The sequence below is a fragment of the Nocardiopsis sp. B62 genome (assembly GCF_018070675.1).
Classification (GTDB): Bacteria; Actinomycetota; Actinomycetes; order Streptosporangiales; family Streptosporangiaceae; genus Nocardiopsis; species Nocardiopsis prasina.
On the sequence record NZ_JAGPXK010000002.1, the window covers coordinates 402,179 to 424,672 of the forward strand.

Annotated in this window: 19 protein-coding genes; 12 read left to right on the forward strand and 7 right to left on the reverse strand. The window is 70.9% G+C overall.

The annotated features are described in order from the left end of the window. Window positions 1-2: 2 nt before the first annotated feature. Window positions 3-2,138, reverse strand: coding sequence for an acyltransferase family protein (locus tag KBX21_RS03965; protein ID WP_210840997.1), 2,136 nt, complete (start codon window positions 2,136-2,138; stop codon window positions 3-5). A gap of 591 nt (window positions 2,139-2,729) precedes the next feature. Here KBX21_RS03965 and KBX21_RS26860 point away from each other — a divergent pair. From KBX21_RS26860 to KBX21_RS04015, 11 genes are all read left to right on the forward strand, one after another. Further along, window positions 2,730-2,852, forward strand: coding sequence for a hypothetical protein (locus tag KBX21_RS26860; RefSeq protein ID WP_282104498.1), 123 nt, complete (start codon window positions 2,730-2,732; stop codon window positions 2,850-2,852). 508 nt (window positions 2,853-3,360) lie between these two features. Continuing rightward, a complete protein-coding gene (locus tag KBX21_RS03970) occupies window positions 3,361-5,427 on the forward strand; it encodes a hypothetical protein (RefSeq protein ID WP_210840998.1) in 2,067 nt (688 codons plus the stop codon). Further along, window positions 5,427-6,290, forward strand: coding sequence for a phage tail domain-containing protein (locus KBX21_RS03975; protein WP_210840999.1), 864 nt, complete (start codon window positions 5,427-5,429; stop codon window positions 6,288-6,290). Before KBX21_RS03970 ends, KBX21_RS03975 begins: the two co-directional genes overlap by 1 nt. Window positions 6,291-6,327: 37 nt before the next feature. Beyond that, window positions 6,328-7,329, forward strand: coding sequence for a hypothetical protein (locus KBX21_RS03980; RefSeq protein WP_210841000.1), 1,002 nt, complete (start codon window positions 6,328-6,330; stop codon window positions 7,327-7,329). A 1-nt stretch (window position 7,330) separates the two neighbouring features. After that, the gene (locus KBX21_RS03985) at window positions 7,331-8,542 is read left to right on the forward strand and encodes a hypothetical protein (protein WP_210841001.1); all 1,212 of its coding nucleotides are present in this window, start codon (window positions 7,331-7,333) and stop codon (window positions 8,540-8,542) included. Further along, window positions 8,542-10,074 carry a right-handed parallel beta-helix repeat-containing protein gene (locus tag KBX21_RS03990; protein ID WP_210841002.1) on the forward strand — a complete coding sequence of 511 codons (1,533 nt, stop codon included), beginning with the start codon at window positions 8,542-8,544 and terminating at the stop codon, window positions 10,072-10,074. Before KBX21_RS03985 ends, KBX21_RS03990 begins: the two co-directional genes overlap by 1 nt. Before the next feature lie 38 nt (window positions 10,075-10,112). Further along, entirely contained in the window at window positions 10,113-10,523 is a 411-nt protein-coding gene (locus tag KBX21_RS03995; RefSeq protein ID WP_210841003.1) for a hypothetical protein, read from the forward strand. 58 nt (window positions 10,524-10,581) lie between these two features. After that, window positions 10,582-11,220 (forward strand): hypothetical protein, encoded by a 639-nt coding sequence (locus KBX21_RS04000; protein ID WP_210841004.1) that lies wholly within the window; start codon window positions 10,582-10,584, stop codon window positions 11,218-11,220. Between the two features lie 101 nt (window positions 11,221-11,321). After that, a complete protein-coding gene (locus tag KBX21_RS04005; protein ID WP_049569089.1) occupies window positions 11,322-11,666 on the forward strand; it encodes a hypothetical protein in 345 nt (114 codons plus the stop codon). Window positions 11,667-11,704: 38 nt separating this feature from the next. Further along, window positions 11,705-12,019, forward strand: coding sequence for a hypothetical protein (locus KBX21_RS04010; RefSeq protein WP_210841005.1), 315 nt, complete (start codon window positions 11,705-11,707; stop codon window positions 12,017-12,019). A 288-nt stretch (window positions 12,020-12,307) separates the two neighbouring features. Beyond that, window positions 12,308-12,520 carry a hypothetical protein gene (locus KBX21_RS04015; protein ID WP_210841006.1) on the forward strand — a complete coding sequence of 71 codons (213 nt, stop codon included), beginning with the start codon at window positions 12,308-12,310 and terminating at the stop codon, window positions 12,518-12,520. Here KBX21_RS04015 and KBX21_RS04020 read toward each other — a convergent pair. Continuing rightward, window positions 12,504-13,298: a hypothetical protein gene (locus KBX21_RS04020; RefSeq protein ID WP_210841007.1), complete on the reverse strand. Its 795-nt coding sequence runs from the start codon at window positions 13,296-13,298 to the stop codon at window positions 12,504-12,506. The two genes, KBX21_RS04015 and KBX21_RS04020, sit on opposite strands and share 17 nt — an antisense overlap. A 181-nt stretch (window positions 13,299-13,479) precedes the next feature. Here KBX21_RS04020 and KBX21_RS04025 point away from each other — a divergent pair, with 181 nt between their 5' ends. Beyond that, on the forward strand, window positions 13,480-13,947 hold the full coding sequence (locus KBX21_RS04025) for a helix-turn-helix transcriptional regulator (protein ID WP_049569078.1): 468 nt from the start codon (window positions 13,480-13,482) through the stop codon (window positions 13,945-13,947). 137 nt (window positions 13,948-14,084) lie between these two features. On the opposite strand, the gene KBX21_RS04030 is transcribed toward KBX21_RS04025, so the two are convergent. The 5 genes from KBX21_RS04030 to hydA form a co-directional block, all read right to left on the reverse strand. Then, window positions 14,085-16,100, reverse strand: a complete 2,016-nt coding sequence (locus KBX21_RS04030) for a glycerophosphotransferase (RefSeq protein ID WP_210841008.1) — start codon at window positions 16,098-16,100, stop codon at window positions 14,085-14,087. Continuing rightward, window positions 16,097-17,560, reverse strand: a complete 1,464-nt coding sequence (locus KBX21_RS04035) for a bifunctional cytidylyltransferase/SDR family oxidoreductase (RefSeq protein ID WP_210841009.1) — start codon at window positions 17,558-17,560, stop codon at window positions 16,097-16,099. Before KBX21_RS04035 ends, KBX21_RS04030 begins: the two co-directional genes overlap by 4 nt. Window positions 17,561-18,277: 717 nt before the next feature. After that, window positions 18,278-19,777, reverse strand: a complete 1,500-nt coding sequence (locus KBX21_RS04040) for an NCS1 family nucleobase:cation symporter-1 (RefSeq protein ID WP_234003858.1) — start codon at window positions 19,775-19,777, stop codon at window positions 18,278-18,280. Window positions 19,778-20,050: 273 nt separating this feature from the next. After that, a complete protein-coding gene (locus tag KBX21_RS04045; protein WP_210841010.1) occupies window positions 20,051-21,076 on the reverse strand; it encodes a TIGR03842 family LLM class F420-dependent oxidoreductase in 1,026 nt (341 codons plus the stop codon). 10 nt (window positions 21,077-21,086) lie between these two features. Further along, a complete protein-coding gene (hydA, locus tag KBX21_RS04050; RefSeq protein ID WP_210841011.1) occupies window positions 21,087-22,493 on the reverse strand; it encodes a dihydropyrimidinase in 1,407 nt (468 codons plus the stop codon). Between the last annotated feature and the right edge of the window lies 1 nt (window position 22,494).

Consider the following 22,494-nt stretch of genomic DNA (forward strand, 5'->3'; position numbering starts at 1 on the left):
CCTCAGGACTGGTTGCCCTGCTCCTGCGTCGCCTCCTGGAGCGGCAGGGCGGCTTCGGCGAGGGTGAGCTCCGCCTCGGGCGCCCGGCCCGCCGCGGCCAGGAAGTAGGGCTCCATGACCATGGCCAGCGACTGGGAGAAGGAGTAGGAGAAGTGGTTGGTGTCGTAGTACACCAGCTGGTTCCCGATCACCCCGTGGCAGACCTCGTCCTGGCACAGGTAGTTGGTCATGTCCAGGAACCGGGTGTTGGGCGGAACGTCGGTGAGCTCCTCGTAGGGGGCCTGCGCCGCCATGGAGTTGGATCTGGGCTCCGAGCACTCCGAACGGTGGTTGCGGTCGGTGCAGTCGGGGACCCGGAAGGAGAACCGGGGGGTGTCGCGGACCGCGACGACGTCCACGCCCCGGTCGTCGAGCTGGCGCCAGCGCTCCACGAAGCCCTCGGGGACGTGCTCGTCGGGGCCGGTGCGCACGCTGGTCAGTGAGCCCAGTGTGAAGACCGTGTCCGGTTCCAGGACCTCCAGGGCGGCCATGACGTTGTCGTTCCACCGCGTGCACTCGGGGAACTCCGCCCCGCGGTACTGCTGCTCGTGCGCGCTGAACTGGCAGGCGTTCTTGGTCATCGTCACCAGCCGCCATCCGTGCTGGTCGGCGAGGGTCTCCAGGGCCTGGAACCAGTGCCGCACGTGGGAACTGCCCACCAGGGCGATCGTGTAGTCGGAGCGCACGTCGCCGAACTCGCAGGAGACCACCTCGGGCTGGTTGATCAGCGCGTTGCACTCCCGGGTCTGGTCGATGGTGTCGCGGGCGACCGTGGTCGTGTCCGGGTAGATCGGCAGAGCGGGCAGGTTCCGCGCCAGGTCCTGGTCGAGGTGGACGGCGGCGCCCGGGTAGGCGAGCGGGTTGGAGCTCAGCTCCGTGCGCAACTGCCGGTCGCGTTCGATCGACTGCCCCCACAGGGAGCCCGCCACCAGGACGGGCACCACGAACAGGATGCCCGCCGCGAGCGACCACACCGGGGTTCCCAGGCGCCGGGTGGCCCGGACCACGCCGCCGTCCACCAGCCAGCTGGTGGCCAGCGCCGCCGCGAAGGACACACCCAGGACGAGGAAGCCGCCGCCGAGGGTGGGACGGTCCTGCCCGGTCAGCTCCAGGTGCAGGACGAGCACCGGCCAGTGCCACAGGAAGAGGGTGTAGGCGTGTCCGCCCAGCCAGGTCAGCGGGCGCGCGCACAGGAGGCGGTTCGCGGACAGGCGTCCGTTGTCCGCTCGGCCCGCGCCCGCGAGGATGATCAGCAGCGCCGCCAGCGTGGGCCACAGGGAGGCGTAGCCCGGATAGGGCAGGGAGTCGCCGATCACGAACCCGCACAGGACCAGCGCGACCAGCCCGATCCACCCGGCGGCGGCGCGCGCCCAGCCCGGCAGGTCCACCCGGTGGACGAACAGCGCGAGCAGGCCGCCCAGGGCCAGCTCCCACAGGCGGGCACCGGTGTCGAAGTAGGCCCACACCGGTTCGGTCGAGGTGATCCACAGCGAGTAGGAGAACGAGAGCGCGAACACCGTGCCCACAGCCACGGCGGCGCCCCGGCGGACCGACCGGCCCAGCCGGACGGCGAGCAGCGCGGCGACACCGATCAGCACCGGCCACAGCAGGTAGAACTGCCCCTGCACGGCCAGGGACCAGAAGTGCTGGACGGGGCTGGCGGCGGAGTTCTCCGCCATGTAGTCGACCGACCCCAGGGCCAGGTGCCAGTTCCCGTAGTAGAGCGCCGCCGCCCACACGTCGTCGATGACGGCGGTCCACTGGGAGCGCGGGAAGTACGCGTGGGCCATCAGCAGGACCGCGCCGAGTACCACCGCCCCCGCGGGGAAGAGCCGCTTGACCAGCTTGGTCCAGAAGGCGGCGAGGTCGACGCGTCCGTCGCGCTCCATCGCCCGGACCAGCGACCCCGTGATGAGGAAGCCGGTGAGCAGCAGGAAGACGTCGACACCGCCGGAGACCGTGCCGAACCAGATGTGGTAAACGGCGATGAGCAGGGCGGCGACGGCGCGCAGCCCCTCGATGTCGGGTCGGCGGCGGTGCCGGGGCGTCACGTGGGGCGTGACGGGGTCGGGGGCGCGGTTCAGGGCGGAAACGGACACGGGCCTGCCTCGGGCTCGAAAAGGTGAGGGCAGGGGTCAGCCGGGCCGTTCGGTTCGTACGACGGGCACCAGGTGTGCGGTGGGGGCTGAGGGAGAAGCCCTGCCTGTCCAGTATCAGCAGCACCGGGGTGTGTCCCGTGTGAGGGACGGGCCCTGTTGTCGAGTCGAGATGAAATCTGTGTGAATGCGTATCCGCGAACAGGAAGAACGTGTGCGGCGGGTCACATCCGGGGTGTATGTCGGGGCCTGAGTGGTCCCGTTGTCAACGTTCGGGTGTTCGCACGCCGGTGAAGCGGGAGGGCGGTCTCCTCCTCCACGGATCCCTTCGCGGGACTGCCCCGGCTGATGGCATTCTGACGAACTTCGTCCGGCGCCACGGGACGGCTGGTTCTGGCTTTTCTGTCCGGTGGAGTTCCCCGGATTCTCCTTCCGGCCGATGGTGACGACCCTTCTTTCCGGCGTCCTCCTGGGGGATTGTGGTCGGCTGCGAGGATTTCTGCCTCTGGCGCGAGAAAACGCATTGTTCTGTCTCTTGGTGTCTTGTTGATTGCGGGGTGTGGTGGATACGACGAAAGTGCTCCCAGAGCGGAGGTGGAGAAACAAAGGAGAGGGGCCTTCACCGACGAACAGTCGGAGGACGTGTTCGGTGCCTACGAGACCGAGTGCGAGAACGAGTTCATGATCGAGAGCGTCGTGGAACACGGAATCCAGTAAGGGGACGAGAACCTTCTCCGGCTCGAAGGGATCATGGCCGAGCACCTGTGTCCGGAACACGTCCACCACATGGAGTACGCACTCACGCAGGTGAGGTGAGAAGTGTCGGACGGTCGCCGCCGCCAGGTGACCGGCCCGACCAGACGGTCAGTCGCCCAAGGGCGCTCGGGAACCAGGCAGGACCGGGGTCGACCTCGGCTCACGCCCTCTCGCGCCCCGCCCGCTCCGAGCCGATCCGTCCGGACCCTTGTGGGGGACCGGTGCGCTGTGGCACGCTTTTGGGGAGCACCACAGGTGTGCCCGACCCGGCCAGGAGCCGGGTTTTCGTGTTTCCAGGGCCCTTCCACGGTCCGACGCGCCTACCGTCGCCCAGAGCCGTTCAGCCGCTCCGGCCGCGCTCCCCGCCCCGCCCGCGCCCAGCCGCGCCGGGGCCGCGTCGTTTCCGTCCGCCCCATGCGTCCCCGGCCCACAGGGCCGTTTCCCCTCGACGGCCGAGCAGAGGTGAGCCATGTCCGGCGCCGTGTCCGTGCGTGTCCAGATGATCCCCGAGCTGAGCAGCATCGGCGACCAGGTCAGGAAGCAGCTGGAACAGGACTTCGCGTCGCTGCCGCAGGTCGGCAGGGATGCGGGGGGCCAGATCAGTGAGCAGCTCGCGGGTGCCATCAACGAACGCCTCTCCTCCGGGTTGTCCGGCGCGCCCCCGGCCGTCCAGGCCTATGGGCAGCAGATCTCGGACACCCTGACCAGCACCCTGGTGAGCGCCGGGCAGAGTATCGGGGCCCAGCTCGGCGCGGCCATGACCTCCGGGGTGTCCCCGCGGGTGAGCGAGATGTTCTCCGGGCTCCCGGCCAGCGCCTCGGGGGCCGCCTCCCAGGCGGCCGACCTCATCGGACAGGGACTCGACGCCCTGCCCGGGGTGGTCGAGAACCTGGGGGCCGAGGCCGGGCGTCTGCTGACCGACAAGGTCACGGACGGCGCGGGGGAGGCTGGCGGCAAGGGCGGGACCCTGCTCGCGGACAGGGCCAACGAGATGATCGAGAGTGGTCTGGCGAACATGCCGCCCGCGGTCCAGGCGTTCGGCGGACAGGTCGGTGAGACGCTCAGCGCCACGCTTCCCGCCGCGGGCGAACAGATCGGCCGAGCGCTGGCCAGCAAGCTCGTCGACGCGGCGGCCCCGGTGGTCGCCCAGGGGTTCTCCACCGGCACACAGGCGCTGCGCGACCTGGCCACCGGGTACCGGACGGCGGGTGCCGGGGCCGACAGCTTCGGCAAGAACGCGACCAAGGGCGGGGTGGCGGCCAAGGCGGGGGCCATCGGCAGCAACCTGATGGCCGGGGCGCAGAAGGCGCTCAACACGGTCATGAGGGCCAACCCGATCGGCCTGATCGTCACGGCCCTGGGCGCGCTGGTCGCCGGACTCGTGTACGCCTACCAGAACTCCGAGACCTTCCGGGAGATCGTCGACGGGATCTTCTCCTTCGTGCAGGAGATCGCCGAAGGGGTCATGGCCTTCTTCACGGAGACGTTACCGGGCATGTGGACGGCGCTGATGGAGGCCGCCGAGGACTTCTGGGACACGTTGGTCGGTCTCATCGAGACCGCCTGGGAATGGATCAAGACGATCCTCGCCCACCACCCGTTCGCCCTCCTGTTCACCTACTGGGACGAGATCACCGCGTTCATCGGTGAGGCCTGGGACTGGCTGGTGGAGAAGACCGGCGAGGTCTGGGACTGGCTGGTCGAGAAGATCACGGGGGTGGGCCAGAGCATCGTCGACTTCCTCACCGGCATCTGGGAACGGGTCACCGGTGCCGTGCAGGCGGCCTGGGACTGGGTGGTCGAGCTGATCGACTCGGCCTGGCAGACGGTGCTGGACACGATCAGGGGCGCCGTCACCTGGGTCGTGGAGCTGGTCGAGGGGCTGCGCGAACGGATCGGGGCGGTCTTCTCAGCGATCCGGGAACGGCTGGGCGGGATCGTCAGCGGCATCGCCACCGCCATCAGCGACGCGTTCGAGAACGCCCGCAAGTGGGCGGTCGAGAAGTTCGAGGCCCTGCGCACGGGGGTCGAGGAAAAGATCGAGGCGGTCCTGGAGTTCGTCGGGGACCTGCCCGAGACGATCAAGGGCTACTTCTCCAACGCGAAGAACTTCCTGGTCAAAGCGGGCAAGAACATCATTCAGGGCCTCCTCGACGGTATCGACGAGGTCTGGCAGAAGGTCAAGGACAAGCTCTCCGACCTCACCGACTTCATCCCCAGCTGGAAGGGCCCCGCCCGGGTCGACAAGAAGCTGCTCACCCCGGCCGGCCGGATGATCATGGACGGCCTCATGGACGGGATCGACGACCGTCTCCCCGATCTGCGCGGTCAACTCGGCGACGTCAGCGGTGAGATCACCAAACGGGTGGTCCCCGCCTCCCTGGAGGTAAGGGACCACGCCGCGGGCCTGTCCGGCTCCCCGCTGGCCCAGGGCGGACCGGTCGTCAACATCGAGCGGTTCGAGGCCACGGAGGAGATGTCGCCGCACGAGGTCGGGGACCGCCTGATGTTCCTGATGCGATCGAGAGGCATGTGATGAGCGGACTCAGGGAGGGACAGATCCGCTGGCGTGGACAGCTGCTGTTCGACGGACGCGATCTGGCCCTGACCGAGTTGGAGGGCTGGGACGACCTGCCCGAGATCGAGACCGGCAACGTCGAGCGCGCCGCCCGGCACGGGGCCTGGCCGGGTGCGGCCCTGGCGGGACAGCGTCTGGTCACGGCCGTCGGAGTGCTGACCGGTGCCGGGTCCCTGCCGGACGTGCACACGGTGCTGCGACCGCTGCGCCGAGCGCTGACCCTCACGGACGGAGCCCGGCAACACCCGCTGGAGATCTGTGTGGGAGGGGAGAGCCTGACCGCCCACGCGCAGGTCACCGCCCGGGTGATCCCGGGCGGACCGGCCTTCCGGAGCGCACGGCCGATCGTCACGGTGCAGTGGACCTGCGCTGATCCGCGCCGGTACGGGAGCGCGCGCCAGAACACGGTGAACCCTCCCCAGCCCAGCGAGGACGGCCTTGAGTACCCGTTGGAGTACCCCCTCGACCACGGGCGACCAGCTCACGGCGGCGGGGCGAACCTGCTCAACGACGGGGACAGCCCCACCCACCCCGTGGTGGAGGTCGCGGGGCCGTGTTCCCGGCCGCGTCTGATCAACCGCACGACCGGAACCAACCTGGAGTTCGGGCTCACCCTGGCGGGTTCGGACCGACTAGTCGTCGACTGCGACCAGGGGACGGTGCTCCTCAACGGCCTCGACGGCTTCCACCACATCGCGCCCGCGTCCGTTCCCCCTGAGCACTGGACGCTGACCCCCGGGAGCAACCCGGTCCACTTCCGGCCCCAGACCTCGGAACCCGAGGCCTGGGCCCGCTTCCGCTGGCGCGACGCCTACCTGTGACACCGGGACCATCGCCGTCCACCGACTGGAGGAACACATGACCATCCGATCCCTGGCCCTGCGCTCCGGGGCGACCTCCGCCGAGGACCACAGGGTCATTCTGGGGGCACTCCTGGGCAGCGCGGAGGGGGAGGCCCTGGACCGGCGCAGCGGGCTCTTCCACGACAGGGGCACCGCCGACCTGAGCGGCTCCGACATGACCGCGACCATCGCTCCGTTCGTGGTCGCGGTCCGGGGAGCGTCCGCGACCCACCAGGGCACCTATCTCGTCGCCAGTACCGAGGCGGTCGAGGTCGAGCTGGAGGATGGCCCGGCCGAGGGCGATCGCGTGGACCTCGTGGGCGTGGTGATCCGCGACGACACCTACGACGACTCCGGGGAGACCGAGGCCGAGGTCCGGGTGGTCGACCCGGACTCGGACGAGACCTACCTGCCGCTGTTCGAGATCACCGTGCCCCAGGGGGCCACGGCGGGCGAGGGCGGGATCGACTGGCCGCGGGAACCGGGGGCCGCACTGGCCCAGAACATCGCGGACCGGCGCGACTACACCTCGGTGGCAGGCGGTGTGGTGCGGGTTCCCGACACCGCCTCCCGGAACCGGATGGAGGAGGTGACGGACGGGACGTTGGCCTACGTCACCTCCAGCAGGGACCTCTACGTCAGGGAGGGCGACGCCTGGGTCACGGTCGCAGGCCCCGAACACGAGATCCGCAGGCCCAGGATCGTGTCCGGTCTGGTCCTGAACGTCTCCGCGGATGAGCTGGTCGAGGACCCGAACGGGGGCGACTACTACCGGGGCAGCGCCGCGGTCACCTTCAAACCGGGCACCTTCGAGGAGACGCCGGCGGTCCTCATCACCGGAGTGAGCAGTGTTCCCGGCAACCTCAGGGAGATGACCTCCATCCTCCGGAGCAAGGACGGCTTCACGATCCGTTTCGCGCGCAACACCCGAACCTCCTTCACCGTGAGCTGGATGGCGGTCGAGCGGACCGAGGAGACGATCGACATGGGACCTCCCGAAGCGGCCGCGGCGGAGTGACATGGCCTTCTACCGCTACCAGTTCTGCGACCTGGTCACCGACAGACCCATCGCCGACCTCGACCTGACCGGCGTGAGCTTCGACCGGCGGATCTGCCAGCCGGGGACGTTCAGCGGCTCGGTCGCGGTCACCGGCCCCGAGACCGCCGAACGCGTCGCCCGGGTGGTGGGTCGCAGCGAAGTCGACCTCGGGCGGGGCCCCGGCCGCACCGTCGTCCACGTGTGGCGCGGCGACCAGATCTGGGGCACCTATCTGATCTGGTCGGCCGAGCCCAAGAGCGACAACCGGGGCCGGGTCACCGTCGACCTGTCCGGGGCCTCCCTGGAGAGCTACCTCTACCACCGTCAGATCCGCACCGACCTCACCCTGGCGGGCGCCGACCAGCGGTGGCTGGCCCGCGAGCTCGTGCGGCGCATGGAGGAGCCCCGGCCGATCGGACTCGTGCCGGTCACTCCGGGCGAGCCACCGGACCCGGAGATTCCGGAGGAGTCCGGCCACGTGGACGGGGCCGCCGCCGAACCCCGGTCCATCACCTACCGGGCCTCCGACGCCGTGTCCTTCGGGGAGGCGCTGGAGGATCTCTCCTCTCGCGTCGACGGTCCCGAGTGGATGGTGCGCACCGTGGTGCGCGCGGGCGAGCGCGTCCGGGAGTTCGTGGTCCAGGACCAGATGGGCCAGGACCGGACCGAGCACGTCTTCACCCAACCGGGCAACGTCGTGGCCTGGAGCTATCCGGCGGACGCCTCGGGAGCCGCCACCTCGTGGCGGGCGCGGGGCGACGCACCGGACGCCGCCCCCGAGGAGGAGGCCGAGCCCGTTCTCTCCCGGACCTGGTCCGACCCCCGGTTCGAGGGCGCGGGTTGGCCCCTGATGGACCGCACCGTGGACGTCCCCGGGGTCACCAGTCCCGCCGCCCTGGACGAGCACGCCCGCTGGTGGGCCGCCCGCTCCTCGGGTTCGGTGCGATTCCCCCAGGTCACCGTGCGTCTGGCCGATCGCACCACCCTCACCCCCGACCGGCTGGGGGACAGGGCGCGACTGACCCTGGTCAACGACTGGTTCCCCCTCGTCAGGGGGAGCCCCTCCTTCTCCCGGTCCTGGCGGGTGATCGGAATCGAGGTCACCCCGGCCACCCGGGGCCAGGGGGAGGACACCGCCACGCTCATCTTCGAGGAACCACCCGACACCGAACCCGGAGCGGAGGAACCCTGATGCCCCTGCCCAGCTATCCGCCCGATCTGGCCGGGGAATGGTCCCTCCTGCACCGCAGGGTCCGTTCCACCTTCACCTCCTCCCAGCGCCGGGGACCGGTCCCGGGGGCGTCCGCCGCCGCAGGTCCCGACGGCGGGGGAGCACGCCGGACCATGGCCCTCCCCGAGGAGGGCGCCCCCGCTGGGGTGCGGGACGTACGGGCACTCGGAGCGGTCGGTGACGGCCGGGCCGACGACACCGGGGCGCTCCAGACGGCCCTCGACCGTGCCCGGGAGGACGGCGGCGGAGTGGTCTGGGTCCCCGGCGGCACCTACTCCGTCCAGGCCCCGCCGCTTCGCGTCCACGCCAACACGCGGATCGTCCTGGCCCCGGACGCCGTGGTGCGGCGGGACGGAGAGGGGACCCTGCTCACCAACGGTGACCCCGGCCAGGAGTCGCCCGGCCACGCGGGCCACGGCCGGATCCTGTTGGAGGGTGGTGTCTGGGACGGCAACGGTCTGCGGATCCCCGCCCACGACAGTGTCCTGTCGTTCGGTCACGCGCTCGGGATCACCGTGCGCGACACGGTCATCCGCGACGTCCCCGGTCACCACGCGGTGGAACTCGACGCGGTGCGGTGTGCCCGGATCCTGGACGTCCGCTTCGAGGGGTTCACCGACGCCGGGGGCGCCCGCTCCCTGTCCGAGGCCGTCCGGCTGGGCACGTCCGGGCCGGGTTCCGGGTTCGACGAGTCCGGCCCCCACGACGACACCCCCTGCTCCGACGTGGTGTTGTCGGGCTGCTCCTTCGGGGCTTCGCAGACCCCGGGCAGCGGGCCCTGGCCCCGGGGGATCGGGTCCCGCGGCGCCACACCCGGCCGTTCCCACGGGGACATCCGGATCCTGGGCTGCCACTTCGAGTCCTGCTCCGCCGAGGCCGTACACGCCTGTGCGTGGGACCGGCTCACGGTGCAGGGAAACACCTTCCTCGACTGCGCGGGCGGGGTGAGCGTGGTCTCGGTGGCCGACGCCGAGGAGGACGACACCGCACGCCTGGGCGGGGGCGATCCGACCGGGCATCCCCGACCCCTGTCGGACGTGGTGGTCACCGGCAACGTCCTCACAGGGACCGGAGGGCTCCCGGCGGTCCGCTGCGCCGGGCACCCCGGCGGCCCGGTCCGCAACGTCACCGTCACCGGCAACACCGTGAGCGGAACCGTAGGTACCGGGTTCCTCCTGGAGTCCACCGAGGACGCGGTGGTGGACGCCAACGTCCTGAGCGGGGTCGGCGGCACCGGCGTGCACGTCCGGGGCGGCGGGGGACTCAGGGTCTCCGGAAACCGGATCTCAGGGGCCGCCGCGTACGGGATTCGGGCCAGCGACCGGACCAACGGCCTGTCCGTCACCGGGAACGGGGTGGACAGCCGCGACTCCGGGCTGTCCGTCACCGGTACCTGCCGGAACCTGGTGCGACACGGCAACGACCTGCGCGGGTCGGGCGGCCTCGACGACGCCTCCCCCGACCCGGTCACCGACCCGGGCGACCTCGTCTGACCCGCCACCGCAACCCCACCGGACAGGAGACGACGAACATGATCGTCCCGCTCTTCGCGGACGCTGAGGACCTGGTCGTGGAGCACCTGCGCGCACGGCTGCCCGACTTCCCGGACCGGTGGTCCGGGACACCGGTCACGGCGCTCTCCGCACCAGGCTGGGAGCCCGGCGAGGACCCCGCACTGACGGTGCACTGCGAGTCGGCGGAGTCCGAACCGTCCCTCACCCAGCGGGCGGCCGTCCGCGTGACCTCCTGGGCCGACGCCCGCGACGACGTCAAGGAACTGGCCCGCCTGGCCCACGCGGCCCTGCTGGGACACCCCGGGGACGCCGACGTGGTCTCCGTGCGCCCGGTCGACGGCGTCGTCGTGGACGACGAGGGCGACCTGGCCGACCACCGAGCCTCCTTCACGGTGCTGGTCACCCAGCGCCGGGCCACACGGCCCTGACGACCCGCCCCGGCGGGATCCGACACACACGATCACCGGCAGAAGGGAGCCATCCCCGATGGCAAGTACCGACAACGCCAGCGTCTGGGCGTACGCGGACGTCTACATCGCCCCGCTGGGCAGCGAGATCCCGCGTGAGGGCCGCCCGTTCAACGCCTCCTGGGAGCAGGTCGGCCTGCTCGACGGGGAGGAGGGCTTCACCGAGACGTTCGAGGTCGAGAGTGAGGACCTCTACGCCTGGGGCGGGATCCTGGTCGCCTCCACCCACAACAACTTCAAGGTGACCCGCAAGTTCCTGCCCTTCGAGGACAACAAGGCCGTCTACGACGTCATGTTCCCCGGCCACGACGTCGAGTTCGGCGAGCGGGGGACCTTCGAGGGCGACATCAACGTCCCCGACCTCCAGGCGAGGTTCATGATCGCCTTCGAGACCCGCACCGGCGACATCCTCAAGCGCACGGTCTCGGCCAACTACGCGCAGGTGGCCGAGCGAGGGGAGTCCACCGAGAACGCCACCGAGATCGCCAAGCGCGAGATCACCGTGGCGATCTACCCCACCGACCCGGTGAACGACAAGGCCACCCTCTTCTACACCTACAAGGGCCCGTCCCGCCCCGAGGACGACAACGGCGGTGGCGGCGACGACGGCGGCGGCGACGACGGGGGAGGCGGCGGGGAGGGCCTGGGCGCTCTCTGACACCAGACCGGCCGGGTCGGGGTTCGCGCGGTTCACCGGCCCGGCCCCACCCACAACCGCGCGGGTAGTCCGAACACCATCAGTCGAGAGGGAACCGCGCCATGACCGAGAACACCGTCGTACAGGCCCCGGCCGCCCCGGCCCAGTCACGGACACCGGCCACCTCCCCGGCGGCCCGCGCCGTGAGGGACGAGGCCACGGCCGCACCCGAGCCCAAGCGGCTGACGCTGGGCGGGGTCGAGTACCTGCTGCCCGCCACCTCCGACCAGTGGCCGCTGGCAGCCCTGGAGGGGTTCGAGGAGGGGAAGATCGTCGCCGCCGTCCGCAGCCTGCTGGGAGCGGAACAGTGGCAGAGGCTCAAGGACACGGGGGCGACCCTGGCCGACCTCAACGTGCTCGCCGAACAGATCGCTGCCGCCTACGGGTTCCAGAGCCCGGGGGAATAGCCCGCCTCCTCCGCCTGCTCAGGGAGGCCCCTGACGCGGTGGAGGCGGATCTGGCCCGGTACTACGGGATCGACCTCGGCGACCTCTGGCGCGGGGGACTCACCCCGCGCCGCCTGGCCGTCCTGGTGCGGCACCTGCCAGCGGACTCGGCCACGGTGACCTCCGTGGGCGGTGACGGGTGGACGCTCTCCCACTACCTCCAGGCCGACCTGGTGCACGCCACCACAGGCCAACCGCACCCGGCCGACCCCCGTGTGCGCAGGGCGCAGGAGGAGAAGCTCGCCCGGCTGGCCGAGGCGCAGCGGCGGGCCGAGAAACGGAGGGCGGAGCTGGAGCGCCGACGCCACCGGTGACACCGGGCAACGCGCTGGCCCCGGTGCACGCGGTGTGGTTCGGGGCGGGGCGCCAACGGGTGCCCCGCCCCTTCCTCCCGTTCCGGGGCTGTTGCGAAAGGGAGCGCGGTCCGGGTTCTCGCGACCGAAAGTGGCCAAGTGGGTGCGGAAGGCAAACGTACAGGCCGTCGCCTTTCCCGGGGACTCCTGGTGGTGGCACGTGGGAGGAACCTGGGTGCCTCTCTTGTGCTTTCCGATACGGGGTGTTCGGCTGAGGTGCACGGTCTTCGTGAGGCAGGGGAACGTCTGATGGCGGGAGCGGAAATCGGTGCTTCGGTGGGCCTGCGAGCCTGCTACGCGCACATGACGGCCAGTCCGATCGCGGTGGTGCGCTCCGGTGCGCACAGCGTGGCCCTGGTCCGGGCGGACCTGCCCGTGAGGGAGGTGCTCCGGGACGCGGCCCTGCTCCTGGAGCCCGCTGAGCTGCGCCTGTTGGAGTCCTGGCTCAGGGATGGCGCCTGAGCGGCCGGTCGCCGGGACACGTCCTCGACAGGTAGACGTCCACGACATCGCCCAGGCAGTACAGGGGGCGTCCGGCACTGCCCGTGCCCCGGGGCCGCAACCGGCCGCGCCGGGCGTGGCCGCGTACGGAGGCCGGAGTGACCCGGTGCCCCAGGACCTGGAGGGCCCGTGCGGCGTCGGCCGCGGTCACCAGGTGCTCCCCGGCCCCCAGCAGCATGCGCCGTCGCCCCTCGCCGACCGACACCCGTGTCTCGCATTCGGGGCAGCGGGTGCTCGTCGCCCCGGACCTGGCGTAGCAGGGGGTCGCGCAGCCGGGGCACAGACCGGCTATGACCCTGTCCGAGGGCAGGTCGACGGCGCGCTCCGCCTGTTCCACCGCCTCGCAGACCTCGTCGACGCACTCCGTTCCGAGTGCGTTCCGGCGCAGTGCACCAGTGTGGCGGGAGAGCCAGGACGCCAGGGCCGACGAATCGTTTCCCGTGGGTCCCGGTACCCCCGGTTCCTGGATGGTCCGACACCAGGCCGACAGGGTGCCCTGCAGCACGGCGGAGGCCTCGGTGATCGCGGGGTCGAAGGCCAGTGGGGTCTCGGTGCTCCTACGGCCGAGGTTTCCCGGCCCGGTGCGCCGCTGTCGGGCCAGCGCCAGGTCCAGGTCCCGGGGCAGGCCCCCGACGACCTTGTCCAGTGCCCGTGTCAGTCGTCGCACGCACTGGGGGCAGACGGAGTCGTCGCCGTCGAGGGGGAGGGCGCAGGTGACGGTAGTGCAGAAGCGATGCATGGGTTCTCCGTCGTGGGGGAAAGTAGACCCAATTTATGCAAAGTATTGCCAAGTTACAAGGAGGGGCTGGTTCCCCCGCGACAAGGCAGGGCCTGTTCGCGGCGGGTCCCAGCCGGTGCCGCCTCGGGAGGTGACACCGGACCCTCCCGGATCCCTACGACGCTGACCTAAGGTTGGGGCCATGCCCAAGGACAGATCTCCCGGTGGTTCGCCCGACGCCCTCGACCGGGCCATGTCCGAACGCCGCCTCGCGCTGGGGCTGGGATGGGGTGAGCTGGCCGCGCGCGCCGGTCTTTCCGAGCAGGCGCTGCGCGACATCCGGAGCGGCCGGAGTGCTCCGCGCGAACTCACCGTCCACCGGTTGGAGTCCGCGTTGGGCTGGACGCACGGTTCGGTCCGCGCGGCCCTCTCCGGCGGCGGACCCACCGTCGCGGACACCGAGGGGCCCGACTCCGTGGAGACGGCTCCCGACGACGACGGGCTCTCCTGGAGCCTCGAGGGCGAGGCCGTGTGCTACGAGCTCACCCGCATGATCGACGGCAACCCCTTCACCGCCCGGCTCGTCGTCCGCGACGGACGCCCTCGTGAGCAGGTCGAGCGTGAACTGGGCAAGATCATGCGGATGGCCCGGATCCAGTTGGGCGGCTGACCCGGCCCCGGCCGCCGGACCCCCTCAACCGAACCGAGGGGGAAGCCTGACGTCCGCACACAGGAGCGACGAAGGGCCCGCGCGGCATCGCGCGGGCCCTTTCGTGCTGTCTGGGGCGAGCAGTCTGTCCGGGCCGGTCAGTCGCCCACGGGAACCGGGGTACCGGCCTGGCCGCGGAACGGGTCGGCCGGGATCGGTTCGGCGATCGCGCCGACCGGGAAGTCCAGCAGCGCGCGCTCGTACAGGTCGTTCACCGCCATGGTGAACCGGGTCAGCGAGTCCGGCTCGTCCGGGCCCAGCAGGTAGTGCTTGAGCACCGCCCGGCGATCGGCCAGCGCGTCGCCCTCCGGCTCGCGGGCGGCGGCCAGGACGGTCTCCAGCCCGGCCAGCCCCGGGCGCAGCACGTAGCCCGCGCCCGCGGACGGGAACTGGCGGCGGAACTCGTCGTCGTCGGTTCCCTGCATGTCCACGATCGCGTACGGCTTCCCGCTGGCCACGAAGTCCGCGACCACGCTGGAGATGTCGCTGACCATCACGTCCGACTCGTTGAAGCACGAGAACAGCGACGGCAGCGTGTCCGTGACCACGTGGTGGCGCAGCGGACCGGACGAGGTCCAGTACACGGAGTGCCAGCGGTCCAGTAGATCCCGGTAACCGACCAGGTCCTCGGGGGACAGGTGCTGCTCCGAGGCGTTCTCCCGGAAGGCGTCGATCCGCTCCCGCAGCTCGGCGAGCTCCCGCACGGCCTCGGGCATCACCGGCTCCAGTCGGCCGTTGGCCTCCCCGATCAGCTCGATGATCCGGCGGTGCGCGGCCGCGGCGGCGGGAGAGCGCCGTCCCAGCAGCGGGTGCGGTTTGTAGATCACCCGGACCGGTTCCGGCCCCCGGACGAGCCGCTCCACCAGTTCCAGTCCGGCGGTGTCCGCCGAGGTGAGGTAGTTGTTGTCGTCCACGCCCTCCCAGGTGGGCGCGTAGATGACGGTCGGCACCGCGCGCTGCTCGGGCGGCCGGTGACCCTCCACCGCCACCAGCTGGGGGCGGCCCACCTCGACCACGTCACGGTCGTCGATGGCGTGCCGGACCCGCTCATAGCGGTCCCGGCCGCCGCGCCCGGCGACCCAGATCTCGTCGAAGATCCGGCTCACCCGGTTGCTGCTGGGCAGCTTGTCGCTGTCGCCGTGGCCGACGAACACGTGCTTGATCTCGGCGCGCTGGATCAGGTGGATGTTCTTGCCGGTGTTGCCCGGGTAGAGCGCGACCCGCACCGCCGAGAGGTCCAGCGCGGCCAGGTCGTCGGCGCGCGGCACGCACACCACCGGCAGCGAGGTGGGCTCCAGGTGCGGCAGGTTGCCGCGCTCGCGGAAGATCACCAGTGCGCGCCGGTCGCCCTTCTCCAGGGCGTCCAGCCACATGTTGGCCTGGTAGACGGCGTTCTGCTCACCCACGCCGAAGGTGAAGTACAGGACCACCTCGGGCTGCACCTCGCGCAGCGCCTGGTTGAGCCCCTCGATGACCTCCTCGTTGGAGGGCATCCTCATGTGGGCCAGGAACGCGGGGGCGGCGAACAGGACCGCGCCCAGCGCCAGCAGGACCGTGAGGGCGGCGCCGGTCTGGGCCAGGACGGCGGGGCCGCCCGCCAGGTAGCCGACCGAACCCAGGACCAGGGGGAGGTCGGCCAACAGCAGCCTGCTCATGGGCACCGCGCGCAGCAGGCCGGGGACCTCGGGCAGGCTGAGCCCCGACAGGTCAAGGTTGCGGGTCCTCACCGGCAGCTTGGCCCGGCGCAACACCTGGTGGCGCAGCAGGTCGTAGGCGAGGGTGAGGACGAAGAACGCGGCCACGGCCCCGGCGGTCCACCAGTAGGCGGCGGTGCCGACCGCGTCCAACGAGACGTAGAGCGCCAGAACCAGCGCCTGGCGGGCCAGTGTGCGCACGGTGAGGCCGACCCGGATGCGGCTCAGGACCTTGCTGAGCACGGTGACGCGTTGGGAGACCAGCCACTCGGTGACGTACAGGACCAGCGCCATGGCCCCGAAGAGCCACACCTGGGCCATGGCGACCTCGACCGCCTGGAGGAGGAAGGTCAGACCCATGATCCCGAGCACCGCCAGGGCGGTGCGGTCCAGGCCGAGCCTGGCGAGGTAGTTCTTCACTTGACGCCTTCCCGTTCCTTCTCACGGGCGCCGGCCGGGGCGGGGTTCTCGCGGCGCACGTCGATGACGTGGCCGGTCAGGTCCGAGAGGAGGACGTCGACGGAGGTGCGGGCGACCTGGTCGGAGCTGAGGAGGCTTCCGGCGGGCTCGTCGCCGAAGGCCTTGGTGCGCATGGGCGTCTGGGTGCGCTCGGGGTTGATGCAGTTGATGCGCACGCCGTCGGCGGACCACTCGTCGGCCAGGGCCTGGGTGAGGTTGACCGTGGCGGCCTTGGTGGAGGAGTAGAGGCTGTACTCGGCGCGGCCCCGGGTGTAGGAGCTGGACGTGTACAGCAGCAGCTGTCCGCCGGTCTGCGCCAGATACGGGAAGGAGGCGCGGGCGATGTTCACCGGCGCCAGGTAGTTGACGCGGAGGGTGTCCTCGATCTCGGCCGGATCTGTCTGGTCCAGGCGGCCGATGCGCAGGACGCCGGCGGTGTTGACCACGAAGTCGACCCGACCGGTGGCCGTGTGGGCCTGCTCCAGGGCTCCGGCGACGTCGTCGGGGTTGGCGACGTTGGTGCGGGTGGCGCTGCGGGAGTAGCGGAAGACGCGGGCGCCGTGCTTCTCGGCCAGGTCCGCCACACCGGCGCCGATGCCGTAGCTGCCGCCGAAGACCACCACGGTCCTGCCGGACAGCTCGCGGGCGTAGTCGTCCTCGGTGTGCTCGGGGGTGGAGGAGGTGGCGAGCTGGAAGAGCTTGTCGGCGATGAAGATGTCCACCGGCTGGGTGACCTTCATGTTCTGCTCCTCGCCCGCGACCACGTGGATCGGCACGTCGGGCGAGTAGCGCAGCACCACGGAGCAGTCGTCGGTGGCCTCGAAACCGGGGTCCTCCCAGGCGCGCGTGTAGGCGTCGCGGATGGTGGCGAGCCGGAAGGCCTGCGGGGTCTGCCCGCGGCGCAGCCGGGACCTCGTGGGGACGTCGGTGATGAGCTCGTCGTCGACCTCGATGATGGTGTCCGAGGACGGGATGGCCACGTCCACGGCCTCAAAGGTCTCCAGCGCGGTGACGCAGTCCTGGATGACGCGCTGCGAGAGCATCGGCCGCACCGCGTCGTGGAACAGGACGTTGGTGGTGCTCGCGGGCAGGTGGGACAGCGCGTCCAGGGCCAGCTGCGTGGTGGCGTTGCGCGAGGTCCCGCCGGGGATCACCTGCGTGACCTTGGTCAGTCCGGCCCGGTCGACGATGTTCTGGGCGTCGGTGACGAAGCCGGGGTTCATCATGACGATGACCTCGTCCACCCGCTCGGCTCTCTCGAAGATGGTGAGCGTGTGCTCCAGGATCGTCTTCCCTGCGATCTTGAGGAGCTGCTTGGGCGTGGCGAGGCCGATGCGTTGGCCGCTTCCGCCAGCCAGGACGACCGCCACCGTGCGGGTGGCCGGGGCGGGGATGGGACGCGGGGTGGTGATATCAGGCAAGTTCGTCTCCCATGGAACTCGTGGAAACTCTGTGCCCGACCTTGGGGGAACAACGTGCGGTGCTGGCACGTCAGGCCGAGTCGCGGATGACCGTGACGCCCCGATGGGGTGAAGGGTTTCGCGGATGGTGTACTGACGTTCTTCAGGTGTTCACGCACGGTTCGTGCGGGAACTCCACATTGATGACGGCAGGGGGCAGAGCGGGGTTTACGCGCCAGTACGACGTGTTGCCCGCGACGACACGGTGGCGTGAGTGCCTGGAGAGGTCTGCTGGCCGTCGTCCCCACATCCCGTGATGTCCGGAGGATGTGCGCAGATTTCGACGTTACCCCCCTCTGACCACGGAAAACAACGAAACTTGCCGTGCTGTTCGGCACGCTGTGTCCCGTTGGTCGGCCCTTGGCCCGGGCCCGTTCCCGGTGTGTCGCGAGACACACGATTCCGGCGCCGGGCGGTCGCGGAGCGGCGTCAGCCGAACATGAGGAGGCCGTCGCGGGACTCCGGTTCGTTCCTTCGAGCTCGTGCGGAGAGTGGGAGGACGGCCTGCGGCGGCGGGGTCGTGCGGGGAGTGGGAAGAGGGCCCGCGGCGGCGGGGTCGTGCGGGGAGCGGGAAGAGGGCCCGCGGCGGCGGGGTCTCCGGGTTCCGGTGGAAACGACTGAGCGTGCCCTCATCGAGGACACGCTCAGTGCGGTGGTCGCCCCCACAGGGGCGGGGCGTCAGGCGGCGGGTTCGGTGGCCCGGCCCGCGGCGGTGAGGTCGGCCTCCCGCTGGCGGCGGTCCGGGAGGAACCGGCCCAGCCCCCAGTGCAGCAGCAGTGCGCTGACCAGGGCCACCACCCAGCCGTAGTCGGCGAGCGGGGCCAGGAAGCCGATGAACGGGCCGCCGGAGCCCACCGGGAGGTCGGCGCCGCCCACGGCCAGCAGGGCGCCCACACCGAAGGCCACCAGAGCGCGCCAGTTCCAGCCGCGCGAGTACCAGTACTCGGAGCCGCGCGTGTAGAGCGCGGGCAGGTTCACCCGGGTCCGGCGCAGCAGCCAGTAGTCGGCGAGCAGGATGCCCGCGACGGCGCCGAGCAGGCTGCCGACGGTGCCCAGCCACGCGAAGATGTAGACGTTCTCGTCCTCCATGAGCTTCCACGGGAAGATCATGACCCCCAGGAAGGACGTGGTGATCGCGCCCACCCGGAAGCTGAACCAGTTGGGCTTCAGGTTGGCCAGGTCGTAGGCCGGGCCGACCAGGTTCGCGGCGATGTTGGTGGACACGGTCGCCAGCAGCACGACGAAGATCGCGAACAGCAGGCCGATCCCGCTGTCCATCTGGTTCACGACGTCGATCGGGTTCCACAGCGCCGCGCCGTACACGACGGAGGTCCCCGCGGTCACCATCACGGCGATGAGCGAGAACAGCGTCATCGTGGTGGGCAGCCCCAGGGACTGGCCCACGACCTGCGAGCGCTGCGAGGAGGAGAACCGGGTGAAGTCGCTGATGTTCAGGGTCAGGGTCGCCCAGTAGCCGATCACGCCCATGAGCGAGGGGAAGAACAGCGCCCAGAACGACGGGCCCCAGCCGAGGCTGGTCTCCGTGCTCAGCATCGGGCCGAAACCGCCGGCCTCCACGGCCATCCACACGAGCAGCGCCGCACCGCCGACGGCCATCAGCGGCGCCGCCCACACCTGGAGCTTGCGCACGCCCTCCATGCCCCACAGGATGATGGCGACCTGCACCAGCCAGAACAGGCCGAAGGACAGCCACAGCGTCCACGGGTAGCCGCCGAACCCGGCGGCGTCGGTCCAGGAGTCACCGAACAGGCGACCGGCCAGGACGTACACGCCCTGACCGCCGACCCACGTCTGGATGCCGAACCACCCGCAGGCCACCGCGCCGCGCAGGAGGGCGGGCAGGTTCGCGCCGCGCAGCCCGAAGGAGGACCGCGCGAACACCGGGAAGGGGATGCCGTACTTCGCGCCCGCGTGGCCGGTCAGCACCATCGGCAGCAGCACCACGAGGTTGCCCAGGACGATCGTGACCATGGCCTGGCGCCAGTCCATCCCCGCGGCGATCAGCCCGCTGGCCAGCGTCCACGCCGGGATGCTCACGGACATGCTCACCCACAGGGCGGTGAAGCTCCCGGTGCCCCAGGTCCGCTTGGACATGGGGACGGGCTGGAGGTCGTCGTTGACGAACGGGCCGTCGGGGAGCGTGGTGCCCTCGGGCATCGACACGCGGCCGTCGGGGTGGACGACCTGGGACGTTGACTCTGGCGTGGACGGTGGGTGGGACACGGGACACCTGTGTTTCGTGGTGCTGACGGGGAGCGGGTGCGCGGGCGCGGCGCTGGGCCCGAGCGTGTGCGGCCTGTGGCGGGACCCCGGGGCACACCCGAAATATCCGGATCTGATCCAGGCCATCGAATATCTTCGCACGTCATCCGTGTCTTGCTGACGCCGCGCGGACCGTGGGGGAACGGCCCGCGCGGGCGGGGATCGGTGTCAGGCCACGACTTCCCCGGACAGTGCCGGGATGACCTCCCGGCCGTAGGTGTCGATCACCCCGTCCACGTCGTCGTGCATGGCGTAGACCGCGAACTGGTCCACGCCCAGGGCACGCAGCCGCTCCAGCTTCTCCACGTGCTCGGACACCGGTCCCACCAGGCAGAACCGGTCCACGATGGTGTCGGGCACGAAGTCGGTGTCCGGGTTGTCCACCCGACCGTGATGGCTGTAGTCGTAGCCCTGCCGGGTCTTCACGTAGTCGGTGAGCTCCTGCGGCACCATGTCGGACTGCTCGCCGTAGCGGGCCACGAGGTCGGCCACGTGGTTGCCGACCATCCCTCCGAACCAGCGGCACTGTTCGCGGGCGTGCGCCAGCCCCTCGGTCGTGCCGTCGGTGACGTAGGCGGGCGCGGCCACGCACACCTTCACGTCGCCGGGGTCCCGTCCCGCGGCCTCGGCGGCGGTACGGACGGCGCGCACCATCCACTCGGTGAGGTAGGGATCGGCGAGCTGGAGGATGAAGCCGTCCGCCTCGCGGCCCGCCAGTTCGAGCGCCTTGGGACCGTAGGCGCCCATCCAGACGGGCAGGGAGCCCTCGCGCACCCACGGGATGCGCATCCCCGTGCCGTCCACCCGTACCTCCCGGCCCTCGGCGAGGTCCCGGATCGCCCGCATCGCGTCGGAGAGCAGGGCCAGCGTGGCGGGCTTGCGCCCCGCCACGCGCATCGCCGAGTCCCCCCGGCCGATCCCGCAGACGGTCCGGTTGCCGTACATGTCGTTCAGGGTGGCGAACAGCGAGGCCGTCACCTCCCACGAGCGGGTGCTCGGGTTGGTGACCATCGGGCCGAGGACCATCTTCTCCGTCCGGTCCAGCACGCGGCTGTGGATGACGAAGGGCTCCTGCCAGAGCACCACCGAGTCGAACGTCCACCCGTGGGAGAAGCCGTGTTGTTCGGCGCGGACCATCCGCTCGACCAGGAGGTCGGCGGGCGGGTCCGTCTGGAGAACGATTCCGAAGTCCATGTGTGCCTCCTCAGACCAGGTACTGGCAGGTGGACCGGGGCACGTAGGAGCCGTCACCGGCCGAGCCCAGGTAGGAACCCTCGTCCACGATCACGCGGTCGCGTGAGAGCACGGTGCGGGCCCGGCCCGTCACGCGCCTGCCCTCGTAGGCGGAGTAGTCCACGTTCATGTGGTGGGTGTCGGCCGAGAGGGTCTGCTCCGCGTTCGGGTCGTAGACCACCAGGTCGGCGTCGGCGCCCGGCGCCACCGTGCCCTTCTTCGGGTACATCCCGAACATGCGCGCCGGGGTGGCGCAGGCCAGCTCGATCCACCGGCGGCGGCTGATGTGCCCCTCCACCACGGCCTGGTGCAGCAGGTCCATCCGGTGCTCCACCCCCGGCATGCCGTTGGGGATCTTCGAGAAGTCGCCCATGCCCAGGTCCTTCTGCCCGACGAAGCAGAACGGGCAGTGGTCGGTGGAGACCACGGACAGGTCGTTGGTGCGCAGCGCCCGCCACAGGTGCTCCTGGTGCTCACTGGGGCGCAGCGGCGTGGAGCACACGTACTTGGCGCCCTCGAACCCGGGCTCGGCGAGGTTGTCCGTGGACAGGAACAGGTACTGCGGGCAGGTCTCGCCGAACACGTTGAGGCCGAGGTCGCGGGCGCGGGCCAGCTCGGCCACGGCCTCGGTGGCGGACACGTGCACGACGTACAGCGGCGCCCCCGCCACCCGGGCCAGCTGGATGGCGCGGTGGGTGGCCTCCGACTCCAGCAGCGCTCTGCGCACCTCCCCGTGGTACCGGGGGTCGGTCCTGCCCTCGGCCAGGGCCTGCTCCACCAGCACGTCGATGGCGATGCCGTTCTCCGCGTGCATCATGGTGAGCGCGCCGTTGGCGGCGCCGCGCTGCATGGCCCGCAGGATCTGCCCGTCGTCGCTGTAGAACACGCCCGGGTAGGCCATGAACAGCTTGAACGAGGTGATGCCCTCGTCGACGAGTACGTCCATCTCCTTGAGGGAGGACTCGTTGACGTCGGACAGGATCGCGTGGAAGGCGTAGTCGATCGCACAGGCGCCGTCGGCCTTGGCCATCCACGCGTCCACCCCGGAGCGCACGGACTCGCCGGGCCGCTGGATGGCGAAGTCGACGATGGTGGTGGTGCCGCCCCAGGCGGCGGCGCGGGTGCCGGTCTCGAAGGTGTCGGCGGACTGGGTGCCGCCGAAGGGCATCTCCATGTGGGTGTGGCCGTCCACGCCGCCCGGGACGACGTAGTGGCCGGTGGCGTCGATGGTCCGGGCGCCGCTCTCCGCCCAGGCGCGGGCCGGGTCGCTGCCGCGCAGGGCGAGCGCGGCCACCTTGCCGTCCTCGACGAGGACGTCCGCCTCCACTTCCTCGGAGGCGGTGACCACGAGGCCGCCGCTGATGAGGGTTCGGGTCATG